The 25630-nt window shown below is 63.5% G+C and carries 22 protein-coding genes and 2 tRNA genes; 14 read left to right on the forward strand and 10 right to left on the reverse strand.

The features are described 5' to 3' along the window. Window positions 1-2354: 2354 nt before the first annotated feature. From AC5RV3_RS16050 to rpmH, 8 genes are all read right to left on the reverse strand, one after another. A complete protein-coding gene (locus AC5RV3_RS16050; protein WP_494122970.1) occupies window positions 2355-3653 on the reverse strand; it encodes a ParB/RepB/Spo0J family partition protein in 1299 nt (432 codons plus the stop codon). An 84-nt stretch (window positions 3654-3737) separates the two neighbouring features. Then, window positions 3738-4823 (reverse strand): ParA family protein, encoded by a 1086-nt coding sequence (locus tag AC5RV3_RS16055; protein WP_494122971.1) that lies wholly within the window; start codon window positions 4821-4823, stop codon window positions 3738-3740. A 99-nt stretch (window positions 4824-4922) separates the two neighbouring features. Beyond that, a complete protein-coding gene (gene rsmG, locus AC5RV3_RS16060) occupies window positions 4923-5564 on the reverse strand; it encodes a 16S rRNA (guanine(527)-N(7))-methyltransferase RsmG (protein WP_494122972.1) in 642 nt (213 codons plus the stop codon). A 34-nt stretch (window positions 5565-5598) separates the two neighbouring features. Next, on the reverse strand, window positions 5599-6165 hold the full coding sequence (locus tag AC5RV3_RS16065) for a Jag family protein (RefSeq protein WP_494110924.1): 567 nt from the start codon (window positions 6163-6165) through the stop codon (window positions 5599-5601). Next, window positions 6162-7127 carry a membrane protein insertase YidC gene (yidC, locus tag AC5RV3_RS16070; protein WP_494110925.1) on the reverse strand — a complete coding sequence of 322 codons (966 nt, stop codon included), beginning with the start codon at window positions 7125-7127 and terminating at the stop codon, window positions 6162-6164. Before yidC ends, AC5RV3_RS16065 begins: the two co-directional genes overlap by 4 nt. Further along, window positions 7127-7471: a membrane protein insertion efficiency factor YidD gene (gene yidD / locus AC5RV3_RS16075; RefSeq protein WP_494110926.1), complete on the reverse strand. Its 345-nt coding sequence runs from the start codon at window positions 7469-7471 to the stop codon at window positions 7127-7129. Before yidD ends, yidC begins: the two co-directional genes overlap by 1 nt. A 56-nt stretch (window positions 7472-7527) precedes the next feature. Continuing rightward, on the reverse strand, window positions 7528-7932 hold the full coding sequence (gene rnpA / locus AC5RV3_RS16080; RefSeq protein ID WP_493988365.1) for a ribonuclease P protein component: 405 nt from the start codon (window positions 7930-7932) through the stop codon (window positions 7528-7530). Window positions 7933-8003: 71 nt separating this feature from the next. Continuing rightward, window positions 8004-8141, reverse strand: coding sequence for a 50S ribosomal protein L34 (gene rpmH, locus AC5RV3_RS16085; protein WP_127513203.1), 138 nt, complete (start codon window positions 8139-8141; stop codon window positions 8004-8006). A gap of 400 nt (window positions 8142-8541) precedes the next feature. Here rpmH and dnaA point away from each other — a divergent pair, with 400 nt between their 5' ends. The 12 genes from dnaA (at window position 8542) to AC5RV3_RS16145 (ending at window position 21487) form a co-directional block, all read left to right on the forward strand. Beyond that, window positions 8542-9984 (forward strand): chromosomal replication initiator protein DnaA, encoded by a 1443-nt coding sequence (gene dnaA, locus AC5RV3_RS16090; protein WP_494122973.1) that lies wholly within the window; start codon window positions 8542-8544, stop codon window positions 9982-9984. A 519-nt stretch (window positions 9985-10503) separates the two neighbouring features. Then, window positions 10504-11628: a DNA polymerase III subunit beta gene (gene dnaN, locus AC5RV3_RS16095; protein ID WP_494110927.1), complete on the forward strand. Its 1125-nt coding sequence runs from the start codon at window positions 10504-10506 to the stop codon at window positions 11626-11628. Between the two features lie 34 nt (window positions 11629-11662). Further along, entirely contained in the window at window positions 11663-12589 is a 927-nt protein-coding gene (gene gnd, locus AC5RV3_RS16100) for a phosphogluconate dehydrogenase (NAD(+)-dependent, decarboxylating) (protein ID WP_494122974.1), read from the forward strand. A 10-nt stretch (window positions 12590-12599) separates the two neighbouring features. Further along, complete coding sequence (recF, locus tag AC5RV3_RS16105; protein WP_494122975.1) at window positions 12600-13796, forward strand: DNA replication/repair protein RecF; 1197 nt, start codon at window positions 12600-12602, stop codon at window positions 13794-13796. Next, the gene (locus AC5RV3_RS16110) at window positions 13777-14415 is read left to right on the forward strand and encodes a DciA family protein (RefSeq protein WP_494122976.1); all 639 of its coding nucleotides are present in this window, start codon (window positions 13777-13779) and stop codon (window positions 14413-14415) included. The genes recF and AC5RV3_RS16110 overlap by 20 nt, the downstream gene beginning before the upstream one ends. Before the next feature lie 315 nt (window positions 14416-14730). Further along, window positions 14731-16755 (forward strand): DNA topoisomerase (ATP-hydrolyzing) subunit B, encoded by a 2025-nt coding sequence (gyrB, locus tag AC5RV3_RS16115; protein ID WP_494111132.1) that lies wholly within the window; start codon window positions 14731-14733, stop codon window positions 16753-16755. 85 nt (window positions 16756-16840) lie between these two features. Further along, complete coding sequence (gyrA, locus tag AC5RV3_RS16120) at window positions 16841-19516, forward strand: DNA gyrase subunit A (protein ID WP_494122977.1); 2676 nt, start codon at window positions 16841-16843, stop codon at window positions 19514-19516. Next, window positions 19513-20076 (forward strand): DUF3566 domain-containing protein, encoded by a 564-nt coding sequence (locus AC5RV3_RS16125; RefSeq protein WP_494122978.1) that lies wholly within the window; start codon window positions 19513-19515, stop codon window positions 20074-20076. Before gyrA ends, AC5RV3_RS16125 begins: the two co-directional genes overlap by 4 nt. Before the next feature lie 60 nt (window positions 20077-20136). After that, window positions 20137-20210 (forward strand) — tRNA-Ile (locus AC5RV3_RS16130). Between the two features lie 36 nt (window positions 20211-20246). Continuing rightward, window positions 20247-20363 (forward strand): DLW-39 family protein, encoded by a 117-nt coding sequence (locus tag AC5RV3_RS16135; RefSeq protein WP_494107038.1) that lies wholly within the window; start codon window positions 20247-20249, stop codon window positions 20361-20363. 36 nt (window positions 20364-20399) lie between these two features. Further along, window positions 20400-20472 (forward strand) — tRNA-Ala (locus AC5RV3_RS16140). 109 nt (window positions 20473-20581) lie between these two features. Beyond that, window positions 20582-21487 carry a DMT family transporter gene (locus tag AC5RV3_RS16145; protein WP_494122979.1) on the forward strand — a complete coding sequence of 302 codons (906 nt, stop codon included), beginning with the start codon at window positions 20582-20584 and terminating at the stop codon, window positions 21485-21487. Window positions 21488-21490: 3 nt separating this feature from the next. Here the strand turns inward: AC5RV3_RS16145 and AC5RV3_RS16150 are convergent, their stop codons facing one another. Next, window positions 21491-22330 carry a glycosyltransferase family 2 protein gene (locus tag AC5RV3_RS16150; protein WP_494107008.1) on the reverse strand — a complete coding sequence of 280 codons (840 nt, stop codon included), beginning with the start codon at window positions 22328-22330 and terminating at the stop codon, window positions 21491-21493. Between the two features lie 124 nt (window positions 22331-22454). Next, the gene (locus AC5RV3_RS16155; RefSeq protein WP_494122980.1) at window positions 22455-23465 is read right to left on the reverse strand and encodes a hypothetical protein; all 1011 of its coding nucleotides are present in this window, start codon (window positions 23463-23465) and stop codon (window positions 22455-22457) included. Window positions 23466-23584: 119 nt separating this feature from the next. On the opposite strand from AC5RV3_RS16155, the gene AC5RV3_RS16160 reads away from it, so the two are divergent. Together AC5RV3_RS16160 and AC5RV3_RS16165 are read left to right on the forward strand one after the other, a co-directional pair. Beyond that, complete coding sequence (locus AC5RV3_RS16160; RefSeq protein WP_493988400.1) at window positions 23585-24127, forward strand: peptidylprolyl isomerase; 543 nt, start codon at window positions 23585-23587, stop codon at window positions 24125-24127. 61 nt (window positions 24128-24188) lie between these two features. Next, window positions 24189-25046 (forward strand): rhomboid family intramembrane serine protease, encoded by an 858-nt coding sequence (locus tag AC5RV3_RS16165; protein ID WP_494122981.1) that lies wholly within the window; start codon window positions 24189-24191, stop codon window positions 25044-25046. Window positions 25047-25630 lie beyond the last annotated feature (584 nt).

A 25630-nucleotide genomic window follows, 5' to 3' on the forward strand; every position in this document is an offset into this window, starting at 1 on the left:
CATGGTCGAAGTAGTAGAACCGGGTCGCACAACTCACCCAACTGCTGCGCAGGGTCAATGTTTCACGTGAACCTGGGGATTCAGGTCTCGAGACTGCTCGGTCATCTCCTCGAAATCCCAGACAAATGGCTCGGACAGCCGAACCAATACACAAGGGACTCTCCCCTGTCCCCTAGTTGGTTGGAAGGTCCGAACCCTCTGACGGCTCCTTCTGGTCCATATTGGTGCCCCGATCCAGGCTCTCTCAGATGAAATCCCGGGCCTTGGCTACTGCAAGCGCACCTCCTGTGGCGGCTCCTCCGACGCGGGCGCGGAGAGCTACCGGTTCCGGTGGGCGACAGCATCGACACTTGCGGCGGCGGTAGATACGGAGGATTATTACCCGTTGCAAAACGATTCAGCTTGCAGGGGGCGGCGCCGCGCGGTCCTCCGAGCAGGTAAGCAGGTCTCATCTGCCCACGCCCGCTGGCGACCAGAGCCGTACGCCGGCCGCGCATGGAAGGTTCACGTGAAACAAACCGTCCCCTTCCACTTAGTCGTCTGGAAAGCAGGAGCGAATATTGCGGCATGATGTCCCGCGGACGGCAGGTGCAAGCTTTTCCTTGCCAAGCGTTGGTGCTCTAGGGACAGTCATCCCCGCTGCTCCCCGGACGAACGGCTGGCAGGTAGACTTCCGTCATGCATGGGTGGGCTGAACGCTAGACAAAGTGGCGATAACCACCCGCGCGTTTGCTATGCCTCGAGGGTGCAGAAGATCCTCGCCACATTGGTGCGGGCGGTTTCACGTGAAACACGCCGAACCGTGTTCGCTGACTGAGGCCGGGCGGACACGTGTGCTGAAGCCAAAACCCGTAAGGGGTATCTCGCCGGACCTCGTCCGAAGAGGTGTTTGATCCAGTCGAATGGCTGCCCAAGTAGAACGTTAAGTCCTGGCGATAGGCGGACGGAAAAGAGTCCGGCCCCTGGTTCCTAACCACGTTCCACGCGATCGCCGTGCCCGGCCCCGCGTCCTCCGGCGCCCATGCCACCAGCTGGCTACGCCCCAGAAGTTTCACGTGAAACACGCAGTCTCTCTGCGCTGGCAAGTAGGACACGATTAGCCTTGCACTAAGTCACTCGACGCGTATCCATCTCTATGAAGGAAGTCTCACCGACGGCCGGTGCTAGCGGTTCCATTTGCTGCGCGTTTGGACCCTACGGGGCGGTGCAGTGCCGCTGCTCCCCCGGCGACCGCCTCAGCACGTGAACTAGCGCGCACCGGGTGGGCTGGACGCTGGCGACGGCAGCGATCTCTCATCCGCTTGCTAAGCCTTGAGAGTGCAGAGGATCCTCGCAAGGTTGGGCCGGGCTGTTTCACGTGAAACACGTTCTCTACGTTCTCTGACTGCACCCGAGCTCAGTCATGTGCTGAAACCAAAGCTACATAAGGGGTACATCGCTGGATCTCGTCCGAAGAAGTGTTTCACGCGGTCGAACGGCTTACCCAGTAGAGTGTCAAGGCCCTGGCGATAATCGGACGGACAGTGTAGCCCCCCCGGTTCCCTAGCCACGATCCACGCGTTCGGCGTGCGCAGGCCCGCGAGCCTGTGCACAAGCCACCAGCGAACCAAGACCGAAGGCTGGCCACGCCGCAGGAGTTTCACGTGAAACACACTATCCATCTGCCCTTTGCCCCCGGCAAGTAGGCCACGATTAGCGCCGGCACGAAGTCACTCGACGCCCATCGATCTCATTGCGAATGGTCTATCACAGACGGCCGGTGCTAGCGGTTCCACTGCCTTAGCTGTGAGGCTCAACGGGCAGTGCAGTGCCGCTGCTCCCCCGGAGAACGGCTCGTGAACTAGCGACGCGCGTCAGGTGGACTGGCCCCTGCGCACAATACCGATCTTCCGTCCACTTGCTAAGCCTCGAGTCTGCAGGCGATCCTCGCCAAGTGGGTCCGAGCGGTTTCACGTGAAACACGTTCTCTAGGTTCTCTACGTTCTATCCTTGGACCCGAGCTCAGTCAGCTGAAACAAGCTGCATAAGGGGTACATCGTCGGATCTCGTCCGGAGGGGTGTTTGATGCGGGCGAACGGCTTACCCAGTAGAGAGTCAAGGTCCTGGCGATAATAGGACGGACAGTGTCGCCCCCTGTTCACTAGCCACGTTCCACACGGTCAGCGTGCGCGAGCCCGCGGACGATACCGACTCTCTTCTGAAAGGGGGCTAGCCGCCGTGGGTTTGGGAGGGGACCCTCAGCCTCGTCCAAATCCAACGCTCCCTACAATTCCTATGCCTTGCGGTCGCTAAGAGCGATGGAAATGGGCCCCGTCCCTGTGGAACGGAGCCCATTGTTTCACGTGGAACGAAGGCTATGACGTCGTGGGGTTCAGGACGTCCATGATGCGGTTCAGGTCGTCGACGCTGGCGAACTCGATGCTGACACGTCCCTTCTTGGCGCCCAGGGTGATCTTTACGCTGGTATCCAAGCGGTCAGACAGGGAGGTAGCAAGGTAGTCGAGCCGCTCGTGCCGAGCTCCTTCGCGCGGCTTGCTTTCCCGTTTGGGTCGGCGTACGCCGTCACTTAGGGAAACAATTTCCTCGGTTGCGCGAACGGAAAGGCCCTCGGCGACAATGCGCTGAGCCAGCTTTTCCATTTCTCCGGGATCAACGAGTCCCAGGAGGGCACGGGCATGGCCAGCGCTCAATACGCCGGCGGCAACTCGCCGCTGGACGAGCGGCGGAAGCTTCATCAACCGCAAAGTGTTGGAGACCTGGGGTCTCGAGCGACCGATGCGGTCCGCTAGTTCATCATGAGTACAACCGAAGTCATCAAGCAGCTGCTGATAGGCCGCGGCCTCTTCGAGCGGATTCAGCTGGCTCCGATGGAGGTTCTCGAGCAGCGCGTCCCGCAACAGGTCATCATCCGAGGTGGACCTGATGATCGCTGGAATCGTTTCCAGGCCGGCGGCTTTGGTGGCGCGCCAGCGGCGTTCACCCATGACCAACTCGTACCGTGCGCCACCATCGTCGGAGGGACGCACAACGATCGGCTGAAGGACGCCGATCTCGCGTATGGAGTGCACCAGCTCCGCCATGTCTTCCTCGTCGAAGACGGTGCGAGGCTGTTTACGGTTCGGCTGAATGGCGGAAACAAGGACTTCGGCGAAGGTAGCACCCGGAACCTCGACCAAGTCAACTGCTCCGGCCGTTTCACGTGAAACGGGCACGTCGTCCGAGGCTGAGTTGGACTCGAGTGCTTGGTTACCCTCCGACGCTGTTGCATTGCTTGCCTTTGCGGACGCGTCGGGGTGACCGGCAGCGCCGTTGCCGCCCGTCCGCGAAGACGCGCCTTCCGAATCTCCCTTTACCGTTTTCTTCGCAGCAGGCTTCTTGGCGGTGGTTGTCCCCACCTTGCGAGGAGCCCGCAGCACTTCGGCTACCTGTGCGGCGCTCGATCCTGTCACCGTCTCGGAGTCGGTCGTCGTGAGGACTGCGGTGTTCCCCTCTTCCCTCCTGCTGGAAGCGGGAAAGAAAACGTCTACGGGTCGCTGGGTCCGGCGTTTCGCGGAAGCTCCCTGTCCCTCCGTCGGCTCGGTCTCTTCACTTGCCGGAGCGCTGGGAATCAACGCGCCCAGGCCTCTGCCCAAGCCGCGACGTTTCTCACTCATCTGGACCCTCTTCCGTCATGCGCCGAGCTGGCATGCACCAGCTCGCTTAAGGCGTAATTCTACCGTTGCAGTGCGGCTTCACAGTTACTTGCCGCGCTCGGCGATTTCGGCTGCTGCCTCTTGATATGACAGGGCCCCGCTGGACGACGGATCATAGGTGATCACCGTTTGCTGGTAACTCGGAGCCTCCGAGATACGGACCGATCGCGGAACGACTGCACTCAAAACTTCGTTCGGGAAATGCTCGCGCACCTCGGCTGCAACCTGGGCTGCAAGGTTTGTGCGTCCGTCGTACATCGTCAGCAAGATGGTCGAAACTATCAATCCAGCATTGAGGTGCTTCTGGATCATCTCGATGTTCTTGAGGAGCTGGCTCAGCCCTTCCAAGGCGTAGTACTCGCATTGGATGGGAATCAGTACCTCTTGGGCTGCAACGAAAGCATTAACGGTCAGTAGCCCCAGGCTGGGCGGGCAATCGATAAACACATAATCCAGCCTGGGCAGTCCGGCCGCCTCCCGTTCCTGCGCGTAGACCTCGATGGCCCGGCGCAGGCGTTGTTCACGGGCCACCAACGAGACCAATTCGATCTCTGCCCCGGCCAAGTGAATCGTGGCGGGCGCGACGATCAGGTGGGCGATGTCGGGGCATTGCGCAATCACGTCCCCCAGCGGCATATCGTTGATCAGCACGTCGTAAATACTGTCGACTTCAGCGTGATGCTCGACCCCGAGGGCCGTCGAAGCGTTGCCCTGCGGGTCGATATCAATGACCAGTACGTTCAGACCGGCCGTAGCCAAGGCCGCTGCTATGTTGACCGTCGTCGTGGTCTTGCCGACCCCACCCTTTTGATTGCTGACAGTCAAAACCCGGGTATGCGCGGGCCGGGGAAGCTCCTTGGCCTTCAGCCTCTCGCGCCTGCGGTTTTCGCTCGCCAGTTCCTGCGCGAGAGGTGTGCTTTCGTCGATCGAATCCATAACGTTTGGAACCGTAGCCTCTATCTTCATGTTGGAGTTGGCTATTTCAGCCTCGTTCCCAGGGGAGGTTTCACGTGAAACAGGACCGCTATGGGGGTCAAGCGCAACCGCGTTCGGTTGTTTGGCTACTTCTTGATGCGACGATTCTTCGGCTTCGGTCCCCATGAAACCCGACACCGTGTTGTTGATCGCCACTTGGATTCCGCCCGCTTTCTCTGTCCGCCACCGGCCACTCTTAGCCTATCGTTGCGCGGCCGGATTCACGGGCGTTCCGTGGGTGTGTGGAGCAATAGGTCACGCAGCAACCCGGATGCGCACCACCGTCGTCGGCTCTTCCAAGAGACCGTCTCCTACGGTCAGGACCTCTGTTTCACGGCCGCCGAGCTTCCTGATGACCTTTTCAGCCTTCTGGACTTCGTCAGCCGCACTGCGGCCCTTGATGGCCAGCATCTCGCCGGTGCCGTGCAGCAGTGGAATGGATAGGCGGGCGAGCTTGTCGAGAGCCGACACTGCTCGAGAAGTCACGACATCCGCTGTGACTTCGTCCCCCGCAAGTTCGGCTCGCGTCCGCAGCACAGCGATATTGTCAAGTGCGAGATCCTCAATGACTTCATTGAGCCAGGCGACCCTGCGCTCCAGCGGTTCGATCAGCGTCAAGCGCAGGTCAGGCCGCGCCAAGGCGAAGGTCAGTCCCGGCAGGCCGGCCCCGCTTCCTACATCCGCAACCGCGGCGTCGCGCCCGATCAAGTTTGCGACGACGGCACAGTTGAGGACGTGCCGGTTCCACAACCTCGGGACCTCCCGGGGGCCCAGCAAACCTCGTTCGATGCCGGAAGTGGCCAAATGCGCAACGTACCGCTCCGCCAGGCCCAGGCGTTCACCAAAAACGGCGTGAGCCGCTCTGGACTCCGCCACACTCATTTCAACTACGGACATACCTCTGCCTATCAGACCGATCCGCCGGACCAGGTCAGGACTCCACCGACACCACGATGTGGCGGTTGGACCCCTCGCCCTCGGATTCGCTGATCAGCCCGAGTTCAGCAACGGCGTCATGGACGATCTTGCGTTCGTACGCACTCATCGGCTCGAGCGCCACGTCGCGGCCTGTCTCCTTGGCTTCGGCGACGGCGTCTTCGGCGATCTTAAGCAGTTCTTCGCTACGGCCTTCGCGGTAGCCGGTGATGTCCAGAACCAGGCGGGAGCGGTTGCCGGTGGTGGTTAGAACGGACAACCGGGCCAGCTCCTGCAGTGCTTCGAGGACCTCGCCGTCAGGGCCCACCAGCGCCTTGAGCGCGTTGTTGTCTTCCTCTTCGGAGACGATCGAGATATAGGTGCGGCCGTTACGGACCTCAATGTCGATGTCCCCGTCGATGTCCGCGATGTCGAGGAGTTCTTCGAGGTAGTCCGCAGCTACATCTCCTTCTTCCTCCAAGCGCTTGGCGGAATTCGAGACAGCGTCCTCCTGCTGTTCATCCGCCGCAGCCGCCTCGTCGGAAAGTTCTTCGGTCACTTCGGATACGCTTTCGCTGCTCATTTTTTCTTCCTGTTCTTCCGCTGTGGCTGCTGGCGCTGGCCTTTCACCTCTGCTGGGGAGTCGGCCGCGGGCGCCTCGGTCTTCCGCTCGCCCAGAAGCGGTACCATCGGCAGGCCCTTCTTCGCCCGGCGTTCGGCCAGTTCGCGGGCAGCCTGCGAACCCGGGGTGGGCATGCGCCGGATCACGAAGAACTGCTGCGCCATGGTCCACACGTTGGTGGTTGTCCAGTAGATCAGCACGCCGATGGGGAAGTTGATGCCGCCGATGCCGAAGACGAGAGGCAGGATGTAGAGCATCATCTGCTGCTGCTTCATGAACGGGGACTGCATTGCTTCGGCGGACATGTTCTTGGCCATGATCTGCTTCTGCGTGATGAACTGCGACGCAGTCATCGCCAGAATCATGATGATCGACAGGATGACCACGGAGACTTGCTGGGCGCCCCCTCCGCCGTGCAGGAGGGACGCGGAAAGCGGCGCACCGAAAATGGACGAATCGTCGAACTGACGGATGAGGTCAGGCGATAGAGCGCCAATCCCCTCGCCGTTCGCACTGGCGCGCGAAGCGTTGTTCAGCACGCTGAACAACGCAAAGAAGAACGGCATCTGCACCAGCATCGGCAGGCAGGCCGAGAATGGGTTGGTGCCGTGCTTCTTGTACAGCGCCATTTGCTCCTGCGTCATGGCCTGACGGGAAAGCTGGTCGGTCTTTCCCTTGTACTTCTGCTGCAGCTTTCGGAGATCAGGCTGCAGTGCCTGCATCCCGCGCTGGGCCTTGATCTGCTTGACGAAGACCGGAATGAGGGCTGCGCGGATCACCAGCACCAACCCGATGATCGAGAACGTCCACGTCCAGCCGTTGGCCGGATCCATCCCAAGCCAGGAGAAGCCGGCGTGGAATGCCCACAGGATCCCGGAGACGACCCACGTGAACGGGGTCAGGATGGTGTTTAAGAAGTCCATTACTGATTTGCTCCTCGGGCCGCGCCGCGGCCTTCATCGTCGGCCGGAATGAATGGGTGGTTAAGCTCCACGATCCGGGGGATTCTGGAAGGGTTCTCCTGCAGCCACTGGTCGAAGGATGCAGACGCCGGAACATGATCTACTCCGCCTGGGTTCCATGGATGGCACCGGAGCAGGCGGCGGACGGCCAGCCAACTGCCCTTGGCGGCGCCATGGACCGTCACTGCTTCCAATGCGTACGCGGAACAGGACGGAAAAAAGCGGCAGACCTGGCCGTACAGGGGCGAAACGAGTTTGCGGTACACCCGCAGCAGACCGATCAACGCATACTGCGGAGGACTCATGGTCCTCCTGGGCACGACGGAATGAGCGGGAACAGGTACGTCATGGGCGCAGGCACTCATTCGGCTCTTCCCTTCTCTCCGTGCGCAGCTTCTGCTGTGGCGGTGCGCGTTAAGGTCAACTTGCCGAGGGCGGCCTTGAGAGCCTTCCGGTAATCCAGTTCCAAAGCCGTGAAGTCTGCGTTGGCAGCTGCCGGAAGGGCCCGCACAACCACGGTGATCCCTCGGGAATACTCATTCTCCCTTAACCCGGCTGCTGCCAGTTCCCGCAGTCTCCTTTTAACGCGGTTGCGGATGACGGCGTTCCCCACGGCCTTCGAGACGATGAAGCCAAAAGATGCCGGTCGGGCCGGGTCTGCTGCCGCCGCATATAACACTAAGTTCCGGCGCCCTGAGCGGGCGCCGGAACGTACAGTTGTTGAGAAGTCCGCCGATGCGCGCATCCGGTGCTGGCTGGGAAGCATGCGCTACCCAGCCGGCCGAAGAACACCGCTGCGGGAACTGAACCTCACAGCCGGGTCGACAAACTGGCTATTTAGGCCGACAGTTCGGTGCGGCCCTTGCTGCGGCGGGCGGCCAGAATGGCACGGCCGGCGCGAGTGCGCATGCGAAGGCGGAAGCCGTGCTTCTTGGCACGACGGCGGTTATTCGGCTGAAAAGTCCGCTTGCTCACGGTGGTTACTCCAAGACGATCGACAGATGCGGTTGGACCCATTGCAACAAGGGGGAAGAACAGGTCGGCGCTCTATATGGGGTCTATTCCGTTGCCAGGGCGTCGGACGCACAAGGTCAACAAAGTAGACATGAAGGACTAGTCAACGTTAGGCGATGGCGGTGAGTACCGTCAAACCGGCGGTCTCGGCGCCCGGGCGTTTCCGTGGATAACGCCTGTGGACAACTCTACGCCAAGGCCGCTTTGAGCGGTCCTGACACCTCCCTAAAGTGGCGTCCACAGGGGCCGCATCCCAACTGTCGCCCAGCAGATTCATGCTCTACTCTTGGCAGGAGCCCCTTATCCACTGTCTGTGAATAAGTCTGTGGATTTCGGGCGGGCTGTCGGCAAATGCCGAAGCATGCTGAGCATTTCTGAGGGGTACTACGTGGACACGGACCAGATAAACGACGTCGGAAGTTCCTGGCGCAAAGTGGTCCGGACGCTGGAACAAGACGACCGCGTCTCACCCCGGCAGCGCGGCTTCATCGTCTTGGCGCATGCCAAAGGGCTGATCGGCACAACGCTGCTGGTGGCGGTCCCCAACGAACTGACACGCGAAGTCTTCCAGTCGCAACAGCTCAAAGACCCGCTCCACGATGCACTGTTCGAAGTATTCAAGGACGACATCCTCTGCGCTTTCAGCGTCGACACGGATATGGCTCCGCAGGCGGAACCGGAACCCGAACAAGAGCCCCGTCCGGCCCCCGCCGTCGTGCGGAGCGAGTCACTGCCCCAGCCGGCGGCGCAGGCCGCGTCCCCGGAACTGGGCAGGCTCAACCCGAAGTACATTTTCGACACCTTCGTCATCGGTTCATCCAACCGCTTCGCCCACGCCGCGGCCGTCGCGGTGGCCGAAGCACCGGCCAAGGCGTACAACCCCCTCTTCATATACGGCGACTCGGGCCTCGGGAAAACCCACCTGCTGCACGCCATCGGGCACTACGCGCGCCATCTCTACAACAGCATCCGCGTCAGGTACGTGAACTCGGAAGAGTTCACCAATGACTTCATCAACTCCATCCGCGACGATGAGGGCGCCAGCTTCAAGCAGCTCTACCGCAACGTCGACATCCTGCTGATCGACGACATCCAGTTCCTGGCCAACAAGGATGCGACGCAGGAAGAGTTTTTCCATACGTTCAACGCCCTCCACAACCACAGCAAGCAAGTAGTCATTACTTCCGACCTGCCGCCGAAACAGCTCTCCGGTTTCGAGGAGCGCATGCGGTCCCGGTTTGAGTGGGGGCTGCTGACGGACATCCAGCCGCCGGAGCTGGAGACCCGCATCGCGATTCTGCGCAAGAAGGCCATCAGCGAGGGGCTGTCCGTCCCCGACGAGGTCCTCGAGTACATCGCCTCGAAGATCTCCACCAACATCCGCGAGCTCGAGGGCGCCCTGATCCGCGTCACCGCGTTCGCCAGCCTGAACCAACAGGCAGTCGATATGGGTCTGGCCGAGATAGTCCTCAAAGACCTGATCACCGACGAAGGGGCGCAGGAGATCACGTCGGCCACGATCCTTGGCCAGACCGCGGCGTATTTCAAGCTCAGCATGGAGGAGCTGACCAGCAAGTCCCGGACCCGGACGCTGGTGACGGCCCGCCAGATCGCCATGTACTTGTGCCGGGAACTGACCGACATGTCCCTGCCGAAGATCGGCCAGGAACTCGGCGGCCGCGACCACACCACCGTCATCCACGCCGACCGAAAGATCCGCGAGTTGATGGCTGAGCGCCGGGCGATTTACAACCAGGTCACGGAGCTGACCAACCGCATTAAGCAGCAACAGCGCGAAAGCTAGCCTCCCGCGGCGCTGGCAACGGCCCCTGCCGGGAACTACACCGGTGAAATTAACAGGTGTGGATAAGGCTGTGGATTCTTAAGTGGAGAACCCAGGTCCTTAAGAGGAAAACCACCATGCCGCCTGTGGACGCCCGAAATCCCAAGGATTTTCGTCCACAGGCACTCCATGCCGGTTACGAACGCCCTGCACATCTTGTGAACAGCCAACTTCCGCCAAGGGGAAGGGTCAACCGGGGTTTTCCACAGTATCCACAGCAGTTATTAACACTACGAATCCCATTTCTTGAAGTTCTTCCAAATAACATTTGACCCTGTCCCGGTTCCCACACATCGTGCCGAATCGGCTCATCCGGACGTCGTCGCACTCTCGGTGCGCAATGACGGTTGCTGCGGCTAAGCTTGCACAGAGAATCGTTGCCATCTGCTTCAACCTGGTGCTCGCAGTCCCACGCACTGCACCCGGCCAGACGCAGGCGGTCTTCCCCGGCATGTTCGTTGTGAAAGGTGGCTTACTTCAGTGAAGTTCAGAGTTGATCGGGATGTTCTGGCGGAAGCCGTGACATGGACAGCCCGTTCCCTGTCACCACGTCCGCCTGTCCCCGTTCTGTCTGGCCTGCTCATCCGGGCCGAAGGCGGCATGGTGAGTCTTGCCAGCTTCGACTACGAGATTTCCGCCCGTCTTCAGATCCCGGCCGACGTCACCGACGAAGGCACCATCCTGGTCTCCGGACGCCTTTTGGCCGACATCTGCCGAAGCTTGCCGTCGGCACCTGTCGATATCGAAACCGACGGTTCGAAAGTCGCTCTCACCTGCCGCAACAGCCGGTTCAACCTCGCCACCATGCCCGAAGGCGATTATCCGGAACTCCCTGCCCTGCCCGATGTCAGCGGCGTCGTGGATGGAGAAGCGTTCGCCCAGGCTGTCAGCCAGGTCATCATTGCGGCGAGCCGTGACGACACCCTGCCCATCTTGACCGGTGTCCGGATGGAAATCGAAGACGACCTGATTACTCTGCTGTCCACCGACCGCTACCGCCTAGCCCTCCGGGAGCTGTCCTGGCGACCGACGACGCCGGGTATTTCCACGAGCGCGCTGGTCAAGGCGAAGACCCTAAGCGAAGTAGCCAAAACGTTGGGTGGTTCCGGCGACCTGAACATCGCGCTTTCGGACAATAGCGAACTCATCGGTTTCGAAAGCGGCGGACGCCGCACCACGTCGCTGCTGGTCGACGGTGACTACCCCAAGATCCGTTCGTTGTTCCCGGACAACACCCCGATCCATGCGACAGTCGAAACCACGACGCTGATCGAAGCCGTCCGCCGTGTTTCCCTCGTGGCCGAGCGCAACACTCCGGTCCGCTTGGCCTTCACCGATGGTCTGCTGACCTTGGACGCGGGAACCGGCGAAGACGCCCAGGCTTCGGAGGCAATTGAAGCCTCGCTCTCCGGCGACGAAATCACCGTCGCCTTCAACCCGCACTACCTGTCCGAGGGCCTGAGCGCCTTCGACAGCAAGTACGTCCGGTTCTCCTTCACCACGCCCCCGAAGCCTGCGGTCATATCGGCCCAGGACGACCTCGAGGGCGAAGACAAGGAAGACTACCGGTACCTGCTCATGCCAGTGAGGTTGCCTAACCAGTAATTTGATCCCACCGACCCATGGACGAGAGGAAAGAGTGACTGGGATGCACATCGGACTGATCGGCTTGGGCCGGATGGGTTTCAACATGCGGCGGCGGCTCCGGGACGGCGGCATCGAGGTGACCGGCTACGACCGGAACCCGGAGGTCAGTGACACCGCGAGCGTTGATGAAATGCTCCGGGCGCTGCCTGGTCCGCGCACCGTGTGGGTCATGGTGCCCGCCGGCGAAGTCACCGACACGGTCATCGCGGAGCTCGCCGGTAAGCTCTCCGCCGGAGACCTGGTGATCGACGGCGGCAACTCGAAGTTCACCGAAGACCAAAAGCACGAAGCCCTCCTGGCCGAACGCCGGATAGGTTTTATCGATGTCGGCGTGTCCGGCGGCGTTTGGGGCCTGGCGAACGGTTATGGCCTGATGGCCGGCGGACCCACCGAACTTGTCCAGGCAGCGATGCCGGTCTTCGACGCGCTGCGGCCGGAGGGCCCGCGGGAGGAAAGCTTCGCCCACGTGGGCGACGTCGGCGCCGGCCACTACGCCAAGATGGTGCATAACGGGATCGAATACGGGTTGATGCAGGCGTACGCCGAAGGGTACGAACTGCTGGAAGCCAAGGACATCATCAAGGATGTTCCGGGCACTTTCCGGGCCTGGCAAAAGGGGACGGTGGTCAGATCCTGGCTGCTGGACCTGATGGTCAAGGCGCTCGAAGAGGACCCGGGGTTGAGCCAGGTTAGCGGTTACGTCGAGGATTCCGGCGAAGGCAGGTGGACCGTCGAGGAAGCCATCGAGCACGCCGTCCCGGCCCCGGCCATTACGGCGGCCCTGTTCGCACGGTTCGCGTCGCGCCAGGATGATGCGCCCGCGATGAAGATGGTGGCCGCCCTCCGGAACCAGTTCGGCGGACACGCAGTCAGGAAGCCTGCACAAGACCAGTCCGGCCCCCGCAACGAGTCGAAGTAGCTGTAACGCATTGTTTGTTGAATACCTGTCCCTCACCGATTTCCGCACCTACCCGCAGCTGGACATCGCCTTGAAGCCCGGCATTACGGTGTTTGTCGGGGCCAACGGGGTCGGCAAGACCAACATCGTCGAGGCCATCGGCTATCTTGCGTCGCTCTCATCACACCGGGTCAGCAATGACGCACCGCTCATCCGGTTCGACAGGCAGCGTTCGCTGGTGCGGGCGCGGGTGGACCGCGGCGGGCGCAGCACCTCGCTGGAGCTGGAAATCACCGCGGGCAAGGCCAACAGGGCGCGGATCAATCGTGCCAACCCCGTGCGAGCCCGGGAGATCCTCGGGCACCTGCGCACGGTGCTCTTCGCCCCCGAAGACCTCGCGCTGGTCAAAGGCGACCCGTCCAGCCGGCGCCGCTTCCTGGACGAGCTGCTGGCCAGCCTGGTCCCGCACCACGCGGCCACCCGCAGCGATTTTGAACGCGTCCTCAAACAGCGCAATGCGCTGCTCAAATCGGCCCGCGCCAGCGGACGGTTCACCTCCGCCCACGGAGCTACCTTGGAGGTCTGGGACCAGCACATGGCACAGGCCGGGGCCGCCCTGCTGAAAGCACGGCTGGAACTGGTGGACCTGCTGCAGCCACACCTGGACGCCGCGTACGCCGCCCTCACCGATGGGTCCAAGCATGCGGCCGCCGTTTACCGATCCACCATCCACAGCCAGCTATCGGATGACGGCGAGGTGGAGAACGACGGCGGGGCTGGCCTTCCGCCGTTGGCAAGCCTGGATACGGCGGAACTGGCGGATCTCTACCTTGCCGCCTTCAAACAGCAGCGCAAACGGGAAACGGAGCGGGGCATCTCGCTGGTAGGACCACACCGGGATGAGCTGGAACTGTTGCTGGGACAGGCGCCGGCCAAGGGCTACGCCTCGCACGGCGAAACCTGGTCGCTGGCGTTGGCCCTCCGACTGGCCTCGTACTACGTTTTCTGCGACGACGACGCGACTCCGGGCGCGACTCCTGTCCTGATCCTGGACGATGTCTTCGCCGAACTGGACAACCAGCGGCGGACCAAGCTCGCGGGCATCGTGGCCGGCGCCGAACAGGTGATCGTCACGGCTGCGGTGGCCGAAGACATCCCCGAGGCCTTGGCGGGAGAACAGTTCATGGTAGTGCCGGGAGGCGTGGCCAATGGCCAGGAAACCGCCTGACCGGGCCCAGCCGCAGGAGCCGGCAGAGCCGGTGGGAAGTCGGCCGGACCTGCCCGATCCCGCGGTGCCTCCCCTGCCCGCGGGCCGGGCCGGAGCTGAGTCGTCACCGGACGAAGGTGCCGTGGACGACCTGGACGCCGCGAAAGCCGTCCTGAACCGGGTGCGCCTCGCGGCAGCGGCCCGCGGCGACGTGCGCACCCGGGCCAACAGCCGCCGTCGCCCATCCAAGGGGGCCCGGCCGTCCGGGGGGCCGCAGGATTTCGGCCGCGACCCACAGGGGCTGGGGCGCGTGTTCGACCGGTTCGTCGCAGAACGCGGTTGGAACTCCCCGGTGGCGGTCGGGTCGGTCATTTCGCGGTGGGATGAATTGGTCGGCGCGGACATCGCCGCCCACTGCAGGCCGGAAAGCTTCGAGGAAACCACGGTGCAGGTCCGTTGCGACTCAACGGCCTGGGCCACACAGCTGCGATTGCTCAGCAGCGCCCTGCTGAAGCGTTTCGACGAAAAGCTGGGCCCCGGCGTCGTCACCAAAATCCAGGTCCTGGCGCCGGCAGCGCCCAATTGGCGCAAGGGCAAGAGGTCCGTCGGCGGCCGCGGACCGCGGGACACCTACGGCTGATTTCGCCCCTCACAGGATGCCCGCGGGAAGCAGCCGGCTCGCGCTTGCTTAGACGGCGTGTAGGGCGCTGGAGACGTCCGCGGACATACACCGTCCCATCGGGCACCCGGCGGCGGCGTCAAAACCCGGTTTCCGTGCCGCATAGAGCCATGTTCGTGCAGGATTCACCGTCCCGACACGGTAGAATTGACTAGGCGGCGCCCGTCCTCTTACCGGAAGGGCGCCGACACACGAGTCCCCCGGACGGAACACAAGGAGTCAACGGCAACTGTGGCAGAGGACAATGAGCTGGAAAACACCGGCGCAGAACCCCAAATGACAGAGGGCAACGACGGCAAGCACTACGACGCCAGCGACATCACCGTCCTCGAAGGCCTGGAAGCCGTCCGCAAGCGCCCGGGCATGTACATCGGTTCCACCGGTCCGCGCGGGTTGCACCACCTCGTATATGAGGTCGTGGACAACTCCGTCGACGAAGCGCTGGCCGGCTACTGCGACACGATCAACGTGACGCTGCTGGCCGATGGCGGCGTCCGGGTGGTGGACAACGGCCGCGGCATCCCCGTGGACATGCACCCGACCGAGGGAAAGCCGACCGTACAGGTGGTCATGACCATCCTGCACGCAGGCGGCAAGTTCGGCGGCGGCGGTTACGCGGTCTCCGGCGGCCTGCACGGCGTGGGCATTTCGGTGGTCAACGCGTTGTCGGCCCGCGTGGAGACCGAGATCCGCCGGCAGGGCTACGTCTGGCACCAGTCGTTCGCCAACGGCGGCCTGCCCGTGGGCGACCTGCGCCGCGGCGAGGAGACCACCGAGACCGGGACCTCGCAGACCTTCTGGGCGGACCCGGAGATCTTCGAATCCACCGAATTCGACTTCGAAACGCTGCGCGCCCGGTTCCAGCAGATGGCCTTCCTGAACAAGGGCCTCAAGATCGTCCTGACCGACGAGCGCCACCCGGAAATTCACGCACCGGACGCCGAGGACGTGGATCTGGACACGACGCCCGGCACCGAGGTTGAGACCACGGCGGAACACCGCCAGGTCGTCTACAAGTACGACCACGGCCTGCTGGACTACGTCACCCACTTGAACTCCTCCAAGAAGGTGGAAGTCATCCACCCCGAGGTGATCGCGTTCGAGACCGAGGACACGGACCGCAAACTCTCGGTGGAAGTTGCGATGCAGTGGACCACCTCCTACTCGGAGAGCGTCCACACCTACGCGAACACCATCAACACGCACGAAGGCGGCACGCACGAAGAAGGCTTCCGTGCCGCGATGACCTCGTTGATCAACCGCTATGCGCGGGAGAAGAACCTGATCAAGGAGAAGGAAGAAAACCTCACCGGCGACGACATCCGCGAAGGCCTCACCGCCGTCATCTCCATGAAGCTGGGCGAGCCCCAGTTCGAGGGCCAGACCAAGACCAAGCTGGGCAACTCCGAGGCCAAGGGCTTTGTGCAGCGTGTGGTCACGGACGAGCTCGGTGACTGGCTGGAGCGCAATCCCGGGCCGGCCCGCGACGTGATCCGCAAGTCGATCCAGGCCGCGCAGGCCCGGCTGGCCGCACGGAAAGCGCGCGAATCCACCCGGCGCAAGGGGTTGCTCGAATCCGGTGGCATGCCGGGCAAGCTCAAGGACTGCTCGTCCCGCGATCCATCCAAGTCGGAGATCTACATCGTGGAGGGCGACTCCGCAGGCGGTTCAGCCGTCCGCGGCCGGAACCCGGAGACCCAGGCCATCCTGCCGCTGCGGGGCAAGATCCTGAACGTGGAGCGGGCCCGGTTGGACCGCGCGCTGGGCAACGCCGAGGTCCAGGCCATGATCACCGCGTTCGGTGCCGGCATCGGCGAGGACTTCGACGTGGAGAAGGCCCGATACCACAAGATCGTGCTGATGGCCGACGCCGATGTGGACGGCCAGCACATCACCACGCTGCTGCTGACCCTGCTGTTCCGCTACATGCGCCCGTTGATCGAAAACGGTTACGTCTACCTGGCGCAGCCGCCGCTCTACCGGATCAAATGGTCCAACCACCCCCACGACTATGTCTTCAGCGACCGGGAGCGGGACGAAACCGTGCGTCGCGGCCTGGCGAACAACCAGCGGCTGCCCAAGGAAAACGGCATCCAGCGGTACAAGGGGCTCGGCGAAATGGACTACACGGAGCTGTGGGACACCACCATGGACCCGGACCACCGGACACTGCTGCAGGTGACGATGGAGGATGCCGCCGCCGCGGACCAGACCTTCTCGATACTGATGGGCGAAGACGTCGAATCCCGGCGCACCTTCATCCAGCAAAACGCCAAGGACGTCCGCTTCCTCGACATTTAGCCCCCGCCGCAGCCGGCCGGTGAACGGCGGCCCGCGGCGGCCGACCGGGCCGCACCAAGGTTTTGACGCAAAGGAAACTTAAACGATGAGCGACGAAGAGACGCCCGACCTGCCCGAAGGCATCGGCGATGAGCCGATCGAGGGTGAAATCCTGACCGACCGGGTGGAGCAGGTCGACCTGCAGACCGAAATGCAACGGTCCTACCTGGACTATGCCATGGCGGTCATCGTCGGGCGCGCCCTGCCGGACGTCCGCGACGGACTCAAGCCGGTGCACCGCCGGGTGCTGTACGCGATGTTCGACGGCGGCTACCGCCCCGAGCGTTCCTTTAACAAGTGCGCCCGTGTGGTGGGCGAGGTCATGGGCCAGTACCACCCGCACGGCGACATGGCCATCTACGATGCCCTGGTCCGCCTGATCCAGGACTGGACCATGCGTTACCCGCTGGCGCTGGGGCAGGGCAACTTCGGCTCGCCCGGCAACGACGGTGCAGCCGCCCCCCGGTACACGGAAACCAAGATGGCGCCGCTGGCGCTGGAAATGGTCCGCGACATCGACGAGGACACCGTCGATTTCCAGGACAACTACGACGGCAAGAACCAGGAACCGACCGTCCTGCCCGCCCGCTTCCCGAACCTGCTGGTCAACGGCTCCTCGGGCATCGCCGTCGGCATGGCCACCAACATTCCGCCGCACAACCTGCGTGAAGTAGCCGACGGCGTGCAGTGGTACCTGAACAATCCCACCGCCAGCCGTGAAGAACTCCTCGAAGCGCTGATCCAGCGCATCAAGGGTCCCGACTTCCCCACCGGCGCGCAGATCCTGGGCCATAAGGGCATAGAGGACGCCTACCGCACCGGCCGGGGCTCGATCACCATGCGTGCCGTGGTCAACGTGGAGGAAATCCAGGGCCGCACCTGCCTGGTGGTCACGGAACTTCCGTACCAGGCGAACCCGGACAACCTGGCCATGAAGATCGCCGAGTTGGCCAAGGAAGGCAGGGTCGCCGGCATCGCCGACCTGCGCGATGAGACCTCTGGCCGCACGGGCCAGCGGCTGGTGATTGTGCTCAAGCGCGACGCCGTGGCCAAGGTGGTGCTGAACAACCTCTACAAGCACACCTCGCTGCAGGAGAACTTCGCGGCCAACATGCTGGCGATCGTCGACGGGGTGCCCCGTACCCTGACCCTCGATGCGTTTATCCGCCACTGGGTCACGCACCAGTTGGAAGTCATCGTCCGGCGCACCCGCTTCAGGCTGCGCAAGGCCGAGGAGGAAGCGCATATCCTGCGCGGCCTGCTCAAGGCCCTGGATGCACTCGACGAAGTCATCGCCCTGATCCGCGCCTCGTCCACCACGGAAGAAGCCCGCGACGGGCTGATGCAGTTGTTGGACATCGACACCGACCAGGCCTCGGCCATCCTGAACATGCAGTTGCGCCGGCTGGCCGCGTTGGAACGGCAAAAGATCCAGGACCGCCACGCCGAACTCGAGCGGATGATCCAAGAGTTCAACCGCATCCTCGCCTCCGAAGAAGCCCAGCGCAACATCGTCAGCGAGGAACTGGCCGAGATCACCGGCAAGTACGGCGACGACCGCCGGACCCAGATCATGATGGGCTACGGCGGGGACATGAGCATGGAAGACCTCATCCCCGAAGAGGAAATGGTCGTCACCATCACCCGCGGCGGGTACGTCAAGCGCACCCGCAGCGACAATTACCGCTCCCAGCAGCGTGGCGGCAAGGGTGTACGCGGCGCCCAGCTCCGGGGCGACGACGTCGTCGAGCACTTCTTTGTCACCACGACGCACCACTGGCTGCTGTTCTTCACCAACCTGGGCCGGGTGTACCGGGCCAAGACATACGAACTCGCCGAAGGCGGCCGCGACGCCAAGGGCCAGCACGTGGCGAACCTGCTGGCCTTCCAGCCGGACGAGCACATTGCCCAGGTCATGGACCTGAAGGATTACCAGCAGGCCCCCTACCTGGTGCTGGCCACCAAACGCGGCCTGATCAAGAAAACCCGGCTGGAGGACTACGACACGAACCGTTCCGCCGGCGTCATCGCGATCAACCTGCGTGACGGCGACGAGCTCGTCTCGGCCCGGCTGGTCGCCGAGACCGACGACATGATGCTGGTTTCCCGGCGCGGCCAGTCCCTGCGGTTCACCGCGACGGACGAGGCGCTCCGGCCGATGGGACGGGCCACTTCCGGTGTGACCGGCATGAAGTTCCGCGAGGACGACGAACTGTTGGTGGCCGGCGTGCTGCGCGAGGACTCCTACGTCTTCATCGTGACTGCGGGCGGTTACGCCAAGCGGACCAAGGCCGACGAATACCGCGTCCAGGGCCGCGGCGGCTTGGGCATCAAGGTGGGCAAGTACCAGGAAGAACGCGGGCATCTGGTCGGTGCACTGATTGTGCAGGAGGAAGACGAGGTGCTGGTGGTGATGGAAAGCGGCAAGGTGGTCCGCTCCTCCGTCGCCGGTGTCCCCGTCCGCGGCCGCGACACCATGGGCGTCATCTTCGCCAAGCCGGATAAGAAGGACCGCATCATTGCCGTGGCCAGGAACTCCGAACGCGGCCTGGGCGGCGACGAGGAAGACGGCGAGGCGTCGGACGCGCCCCAGGGTCCCGAAACCGGCACCACAACCGACGCCGAACCTGCGCAGCAGGCAAACGATGAAGTACCGTTGGACGCAGACATGACGCAGTCCGCAGCCGAATCGCCGGCGCCGGAAAACGGAGGAAACGAGTGAGTACACCTAAAACGCCACGGCCGGGTACGCGCCCGCAGCCGGCCAACGCGCCCAGGACTACCACTCGCAACGGCGGCACGCCGGCCCGCCCGGCCCAACGGCCGGCGAGCAGCGGGCAGCGGCCGGCCAACGGCGGGCAGCGCCCGGCGGGCCAGGCCGCCCGCCCGGGACTCGTGCGCCCGGCTCCGAAGGCCAAGGTCCGCCGTGCCCGCCTGCTGGTCAGCAAGGTCGACCCGTGGTCGGTGCTGAAGATGGCCTTCCTGCTCTCCGTTGCCCTGGGCATCGTCACCGTGGTGGCCTCCATCGTCCTCTGGACTACGCTGGACATCACCGGCATCTTTGACCGGGTCAACGGGCTCCTGACGGAAGTAGCGGGCACCGAGGGCGGCGGATTCGATCTGCGGTCCTATGCTTCGCTGGGACAGGTCGCGTCCTTCGCCACCATCATCGCCGTCGTCAACGTGGTCTTGCTGACCGCGCTGGCGATGCTGTCCGCGGTGCTCTACAACATCTCGGCGACGTTGGTCGGCGGCATCGGGGTCACGCTAACGGACGACTGAGCCGATTTGAAGTTCCGGCCCGGCGTACTGTAAAGTCGTATCTCGGCCCGCAAGGGCAGGGGGCGTATAGCTCAGGCGGTTAGAGCGCTTCGCTGATAACGAAGAGGTCCCAGGTTCAAGTCCTGGTACGCCCACGGATTGACTGATCCCACCGATGTCGGGAGGACACCGTGAAGAAGTTGCTGCTGATGGCAGCCGCGGCCGCGGGTGTCTTCGTGTACAAGAAGTGGCAGGAATCCGAAGCGGAGAAAACCGCATGGAGCCGAGCGACCGATAAGGTCGAGTGACTCAAGAATCGGCCGGGCTGACCGGCCGGACCCTCCGGGGGCATGGCGCAATTGGTAGCGCACCTGCTTTGCAAGCAGGGGGTTAGGGGTTCGAGTCCCCTTGCCTCCACCGGAAACGCGAGGCCCCGATCTGCGGATCGGGGCCTCGCTGCGTTCGCTCCCGCACCGCCCCCGCCACGGGATGGGGTTTTGACCGGCTTCGCCCCTACGCTGAAGGGGTGATCATCTTCCTGGCCACGATGGCTGTGCTCGGCATCTCCGCGTCCGGTCCCATCATGGCTGCCACTGCCGCCCCCGCCCTGGCCATCGCGTTCTGGCGGAACATCATCGGCGCCGTGGTGATGGGAGTACCGTCAGCCGTTGGCCGCCGCCATGAGTTCCGGAACCTGACGACGTCGGACATCGGCTATAGCGCGGTGGCGGCCGTCGCGCTGGCACTCCACTTCGCCTGCTTCATCACCGCCCTGCAGTTGACCTCGGTGGCGGCGGCCACCGCGTTGGTCTGCCTGCAGTCGGCGTGGATCGTCCTGTTCAACCGGCTGCGCGGCGTTAAGGCGTCCCGGCTGATCTTGTGGGGTGTTGGCCTCGCGTTCGCCGGCGTACTGGTGATCTCCGGGTTTGACCTGCGGCTCTCCAGCGAGGCGCTGTTGGGCGACCTGCTCGGCCTGGTTGGCGGGGCCATGGCCGGGATCTACACGATGGCTGGCAGCCGGGTGCGGCGCCGGCTCTCGACCGGGCCCTACACCACCATCTGTTACGGGTTGTGCGCACTCATCCTGCTGGCCATGGCGCTGGCCTTCGGGCAGCCGCTCACCGGGTTCCCGCCGGAGGCGTGGGCCGGGATCCTGGGCGTGACCGTGGTTGCCCAGTTGCTGGGACACTCGGTGTTAAACCATTTGCTGGCCGTCTTGAGCCCGCTGGTGGTTTCGATGATCATCCTGTTGGAAATCCCCGGGGCCGCGGCGCTGGCGGCCGTGTTCCTCGGCGAGACCCTCCCGTGGGGCACCTACGCGGGGCTCGCACTGATCCTAGCGGGCCTGGCCGCCGTCGTCCTCTCCCAGAACCGGGCGAGGGTGCAAGAACGCATCCCGGCGCCGGAAGCCAGCGGGCCCGGGAGGGAATAACGGCTACAGGCCGCCGCGCGTCACGCGGACCTGCGTCCGGGCCTGGTGGACCCGGCGCAGGAGCTTTGCAGGGTAGTAAACGCTCATGAAAATCAGCATGGGCACGCGCGCCATGCGGCGGTCGATCTTGTGGACGTTGTACGTCCGGTCGAAGCGCGTGACGTAGTACCGGTAGTCCTTGGGCGAGTCTTCCAGCCGCCGGGCAGACATTCCGCTGATCATTTCCGGCACGTACTGGATCCTGAGCGCGTGGTCGGCCAGATGCACGGAGATATCGATGTCCTCGTGCATCTCGTCTGCTTCGTCGCGGCAGACCTCGTTGCGGATAATGTCCCAGGCCCCGCGACGGATCGCCATGTTGGAACCGAAGAGGAAGTGGTACTGCTTCTTGGCCAGTTTCAGGACGAAGCGGCGCAGGCGGTCGTCGGCCTGGAGGCCGAAGCGCCGCATCGGCATGTCGTAGTACAGCACCGGACCGGTGCACGCCATCACTTCCGGGTCGGCGAAAGCCGCCTGCACACGCTCAACCCAGTCAGGTTCCAGGACGGAATCCGCGTCAATCCTGCCCAGGATTTCCCCGGTGGCATGGTCCAGCCCGAAGTTGCGGGTGGGGATCAGGCCTTGCTCCGCATCCTGCTCAAGCAGGATCAGCGAAACCTCCGGGTATTCGTCCTGCATCGCGCGGACCAGGTCGGCCGTCCCGTCCGTCGATTTATTGTCCACGACGATGATTTCCCACGGTGCCACTGATTGGCACACCGCGGCGTAGATGCATTGGCGGATGACCGACTCTTCATTGAAGGCCGGGATGACAATCGACACGCTGGGCGCAGCACTTCTCACGGCATGAAATCTATCAGCACGCCCGCCGGGAGGCAGGGAAGCCGCGTCATGAGGGGATCGGCCAGGAAAAACGAATGGGAGCTCCCCACCGGGGAGCTCCCATTACTGGGTGTTCGGAAGGAAACTACTTTTTGGTGTCCTTCTCGGCGGCAGCGTCGGCAGCTTCAGCAGCCTTCTGGCCGGCCGCCCGCGCGGAGCGGGTGGGACCGCCGCCGGTCGCTTTGGCCGTGGCAGCTGCCGCTTCGGAACCCTTATCGGCGGCAGGCGTTCCCGCTGCGGTGCCCGAGGCGGCGGGGGCTGCAGCGTGCTTGGCTGTTGCGGTGTCGGCAGCCGAGGCGGTACCTGTCGAGGTTGAGGCCGACGTCGACGTCGAGGTCGAGGTCGACGGAGCGGGGGTGGTGGAGGTTTGACCCGGTGCCGTAGTCGAAGCCGTCGGCTGGACCGGCGTCTTCCACGGATCTTCGACCGGCCGGGCAGCGCGCCATGCCGCCACACCTGCCGTCGCCGCCGCGGCCAGGATGCCCACGATCAGCCATCCCTTGCCGCCACCGGACTTCTGCTGCCTCTTCAACTCCTTGGCCGCCTTCCTGGCGTGCCCGGCTGCTGCCTTCTGGGCTTTCTTGAGGCCGCGCTTGGATCCGCCTGCCTTGATGACGGCGGCTTGGACCGATACGGGCAGCGCAGTCTTGTCCAGCGTCTTGGCGACTTGGTCCGCGGTCGCGCCGAGCCGGGCGGAGACGGACGGAATGTACTCGCCGACCACTTTGTCCCGGGCCTGCGTGATGGCGGGGGCGGCCCGGTCCAGGGTCTCCTGAATGCGCGGAGCCGCCTCATCCACAACGTGGGAAATCTTCGGCGCGAGGCTGTCCAATCCGTCCTGGATTCTCGGCGTCACAGTGACGACGGAGTGGGAAAGATCCTTGGCGGCCTTCTGCAACCCTCCCTGGATGCGTGGTGAAGCGGTCTCAATGCCCTTTTCGATCCGCGGGATGGCCCAGTTCCGCGCGGCTGCCATCTTGGGAGAGGCCCAGTCCTTGGCTGTTCCCACGAGGACAAAAACATTGCCTTCTGCGTCGTGGGCTATTCGTTTGGTCTTCTTCACTACTACCTCCCGGAAATGGTGACGGTCGTTCATCAGCCTACTTCCTGCACTTGCAGACGGCTATGCCGACGGTGAAACGCGCGGCATTTTCACTCATCGCGGAACCGGCCGCTGGCGGGAACCGACGGGAATCGCCGTGGAAGAATGGTGCCATGACTGCTATCGCTACAGCTAAAGCCACTATCCACACCAACCACGGCGACATCGTGGTGAACCTGTTCGGCAACCACGCCCCGAAAACCGTCAAGAATTTCGTCGGGCTGGCCACCGGCGAGATCACCTGGAAGCACCCGCAGACCGGCGAAGAGACCAACGCCCCGCTCTACGACGGCGTGATCTTCCACCGCATCATCAAGGACTTCATGCTCCAGGGCGGCGACCCGCTGGGCCAGGGCATCGGCGGCCCGGGCTACCAGTTCGACGACGAGATCAACCCTGAACTGAACTTCAACGAGCCCTACAAGCTGGCCATGGCCAACGCCGGCATCCAGGGTGGCCGTGGCACCAACGGATCTCAGTTCTTCATCACGACCGTTCCCACCACTTGGCTGCAGGGCAAGCACACGATCTTCGGCGACGTCACCGACGAAGCCTCGCGTGCCGTCGTCGACTCCCTCAACGCGGTGGCTACAGACCAGCGGGACAAGCCGCTGGAGGACGTGGTCATCAAGAACATCACTGTCGAGCAGCTCTAAGTTGCCTACTGTCCCCGCCCGGAACCCGGGCGGGGACCTTTTTCCCAGCAGGAGCGCCTCCATGTCCTACGGAATGCCGGCCGATCCGCCGCAAACCGATGTCCCCGTCTGTCCGCGGCATCCGGACCGCGTCTCCTATGTGCGCTGCCAGCGTTGCGGCCGCCCGGCGTGTCCGGAATGCCAGCGCACGGCGTCGGTCGGCGTCCAGTGCGTCGACTGCGTCAACGAAGCGGCGCGCAGCCTGCCGACTGTCCGTACCGTCTATGGCGGAGCCGCCTCGGTCGGCCGGCCTATGGTCACGCTGACCCTGATCGGCATCTGCGCCGCTGCCTATCTGCTGCAGTGGGTCGTTCCCGGTTTTACCGAAAAGTTCCTGTACGCGCCGGTCTACACCCTTCCGAACCCGATCTACGCGCCGGAACCGTGGCGGATGATCACCTCGGCATTCCTGCACTCGCCGACCTTCCTCTTGCACATTGCCTTTAACCTCTACGCATTGTGGATCTTGGGCCGGCACCTGGAGCCCTTGCTGGGGCGGCTGAGGTTCCTGGCGCTGTACCTGCTTTCCGGCTTCGGCGGTTCGATAGGCGTGCTCCTGCTTTCCGCCCCCAACATTCCCGTGGTTGGCGCCTCCGGGGCGATCTTCGGTCTTTTCGGCGCACTGTTCATCGTGCAGCGCCAACGCGGCGGCGAGGTCAGATCGCTGTTGGTGCTGATCGGCATCAACGCGGTGCTCGGTTTCGTTGTCTCCGGCATTGCCTGGCAAGCGCACTTGGGTGGACTGGTGGTCGGCGCCTTGTCCGCTGTGGTTCTGGCCTATGCGCCGAGGGGGAAGAAGCGGAGCCTGGTCCAGTTCACGGGGCTCGGCGCCATCTTGCTGGTGCTGGTCGCGGTCACCGCCCTGAGGGCGTTGACGTAACCCAGGCCGACTTCCGCCGAGGGCGGGCAGGAACAGTGTCCTCGTGGACGCAGTACCTGCCCGCCCTTCCTGTTGTTGTCCCCCGGGTTGTAGTGGCACTGCAATCCCCCAGCGACCCGCCTGCTTCCCCGGGTGGGTGCTGTGTACCCCCCGCTGTCCCTGCGTACGGATGCACCCGCACCCCCTGCTGTCCCCATCCTGTGGGCGAACTGTGGAAAGTCCGGACTCCGCGTTTGGGGTGAAACGATGTTATCCACAGCAGTTATGCACAGTGAGGATAAGTTACACACATGTAATTCCACAGGTGTGGATAACGCGATGACGGTCGAGGAATGGTGGACGGCGGAGTAATCCCCAAAGTTATGCACCGCTGTGGATAACTTCGGTCTACAACTGTGAAAACGTGGACAACTAGGGCTGCAACCCCTGCAGGGAGGCAAGTACTACAGTGGAAATGCGAAACAATCGGCCGACCGAAGACATATGCAGACCCTGCGACCCGGCCGTCAGGTAGCCTAAAAATCCGGTCCCCTCGCTCGACCAGCCACGGGGCCCGCGCGGCCGTCCCGGAACCCAGGCGATAG

The organism is Arthrobacter sp. Y3221114 (genome assembly GCF_059092625.1).

Excerpts from the sequence above, each read along its gene's own strand:
- AC5RV3_RS16155 (WP_494122980.1), bottom strand. The coding sequence starts at position 23,465 with ATGAACGACCGTCACCATTTCCGGGAGGTAGTAGTGAAGAAGACCAAA.
- gyrA (WP_494122977.1), top strand. The coding sequence starts at position 16,841 with ATGAGCGACGAAGAGACGCCCGACCTGCCCGAAGGCATCGGCGATGAG.
- rsmG (WP_494122972.1), bottom strand. The coding sequence starts at position 5,564 with ATGTCCGTAGTTGAAATGAGTGTGGCGGAGTCCAGAGCGGCTCACGCC.
- yidD (WP_494110926.1), bottom strand. The coding sequence starts at position 7,471 with ATGAGTCCTCCGCAGTATGCGTTGATCGGTCTGCTGCGGGTGTACCGC.
- dnaA (WP_494122973.1), top strand. The coding sequence starts at position 8,542 with ATGCTGAGCATTTCTGAGGGGTACTACGTGGACACGGACCAGATAAAC.
- AC5RV3_RS16065 (WP_494110924.1), bottom strand. The coding sequence starts at position 6,165 with ATGAGCAGCGAAAGCGTATCCGAAGTGACCGAAGAACTTTCCGACGAG.
- AC5RV3_RS16165 (WP_494122981.1), top strand. The coding sequence starts at position 24,189 with ATGTCCTACGGAATGCCGGCCGATCCGCCGCAAACCGATGTCCCCGTC.
- gyrB (WP_494111132.1), top strand. The coding sequence starts at position 14,731 with ATGACAGAGGGCAACGACGGCAAGCACTACGACGCCAGCGACATCACC.
- yidC (WP_494110925.1), bottom strand. The coding sequence starts at position 7,127 with ATGGACTTCTTAAACACCATCCTGACCCCGTTCACGTGGGTCGTCTCC.
- AC5RV3_RS16110 (WP_494122976.1), top strand. The coding sequence starts at position 13,777 with ATGGCCAGGAAACCGCCTGACCGGGCCCAGCCGCAGGAGCCGGCAGAG.
- rnpA (WP_493988365.1), bottom strand. The coding sequence starts at position 7,932 with ATGCTTCCCAGCCAGCACCGGATGCGCGCATCGGCGGACTTCTCAACA.
- AC5RV3_RS16050 (WP_494122970.1), bottom strand. The coding sequence starts at position 3,653 with ATGAGTGAGAAACGTCGCGGCTTGGGCAGAGGCCTGGGCGCGTTGATT.
- AC5RV3_RS16160 (WP_493988400.1), top strand. The coding sequence starts at position 23,585 with ATGACTGCTATCGCTACAGCTAAAGCCACTATCCACACCAACCACGGC.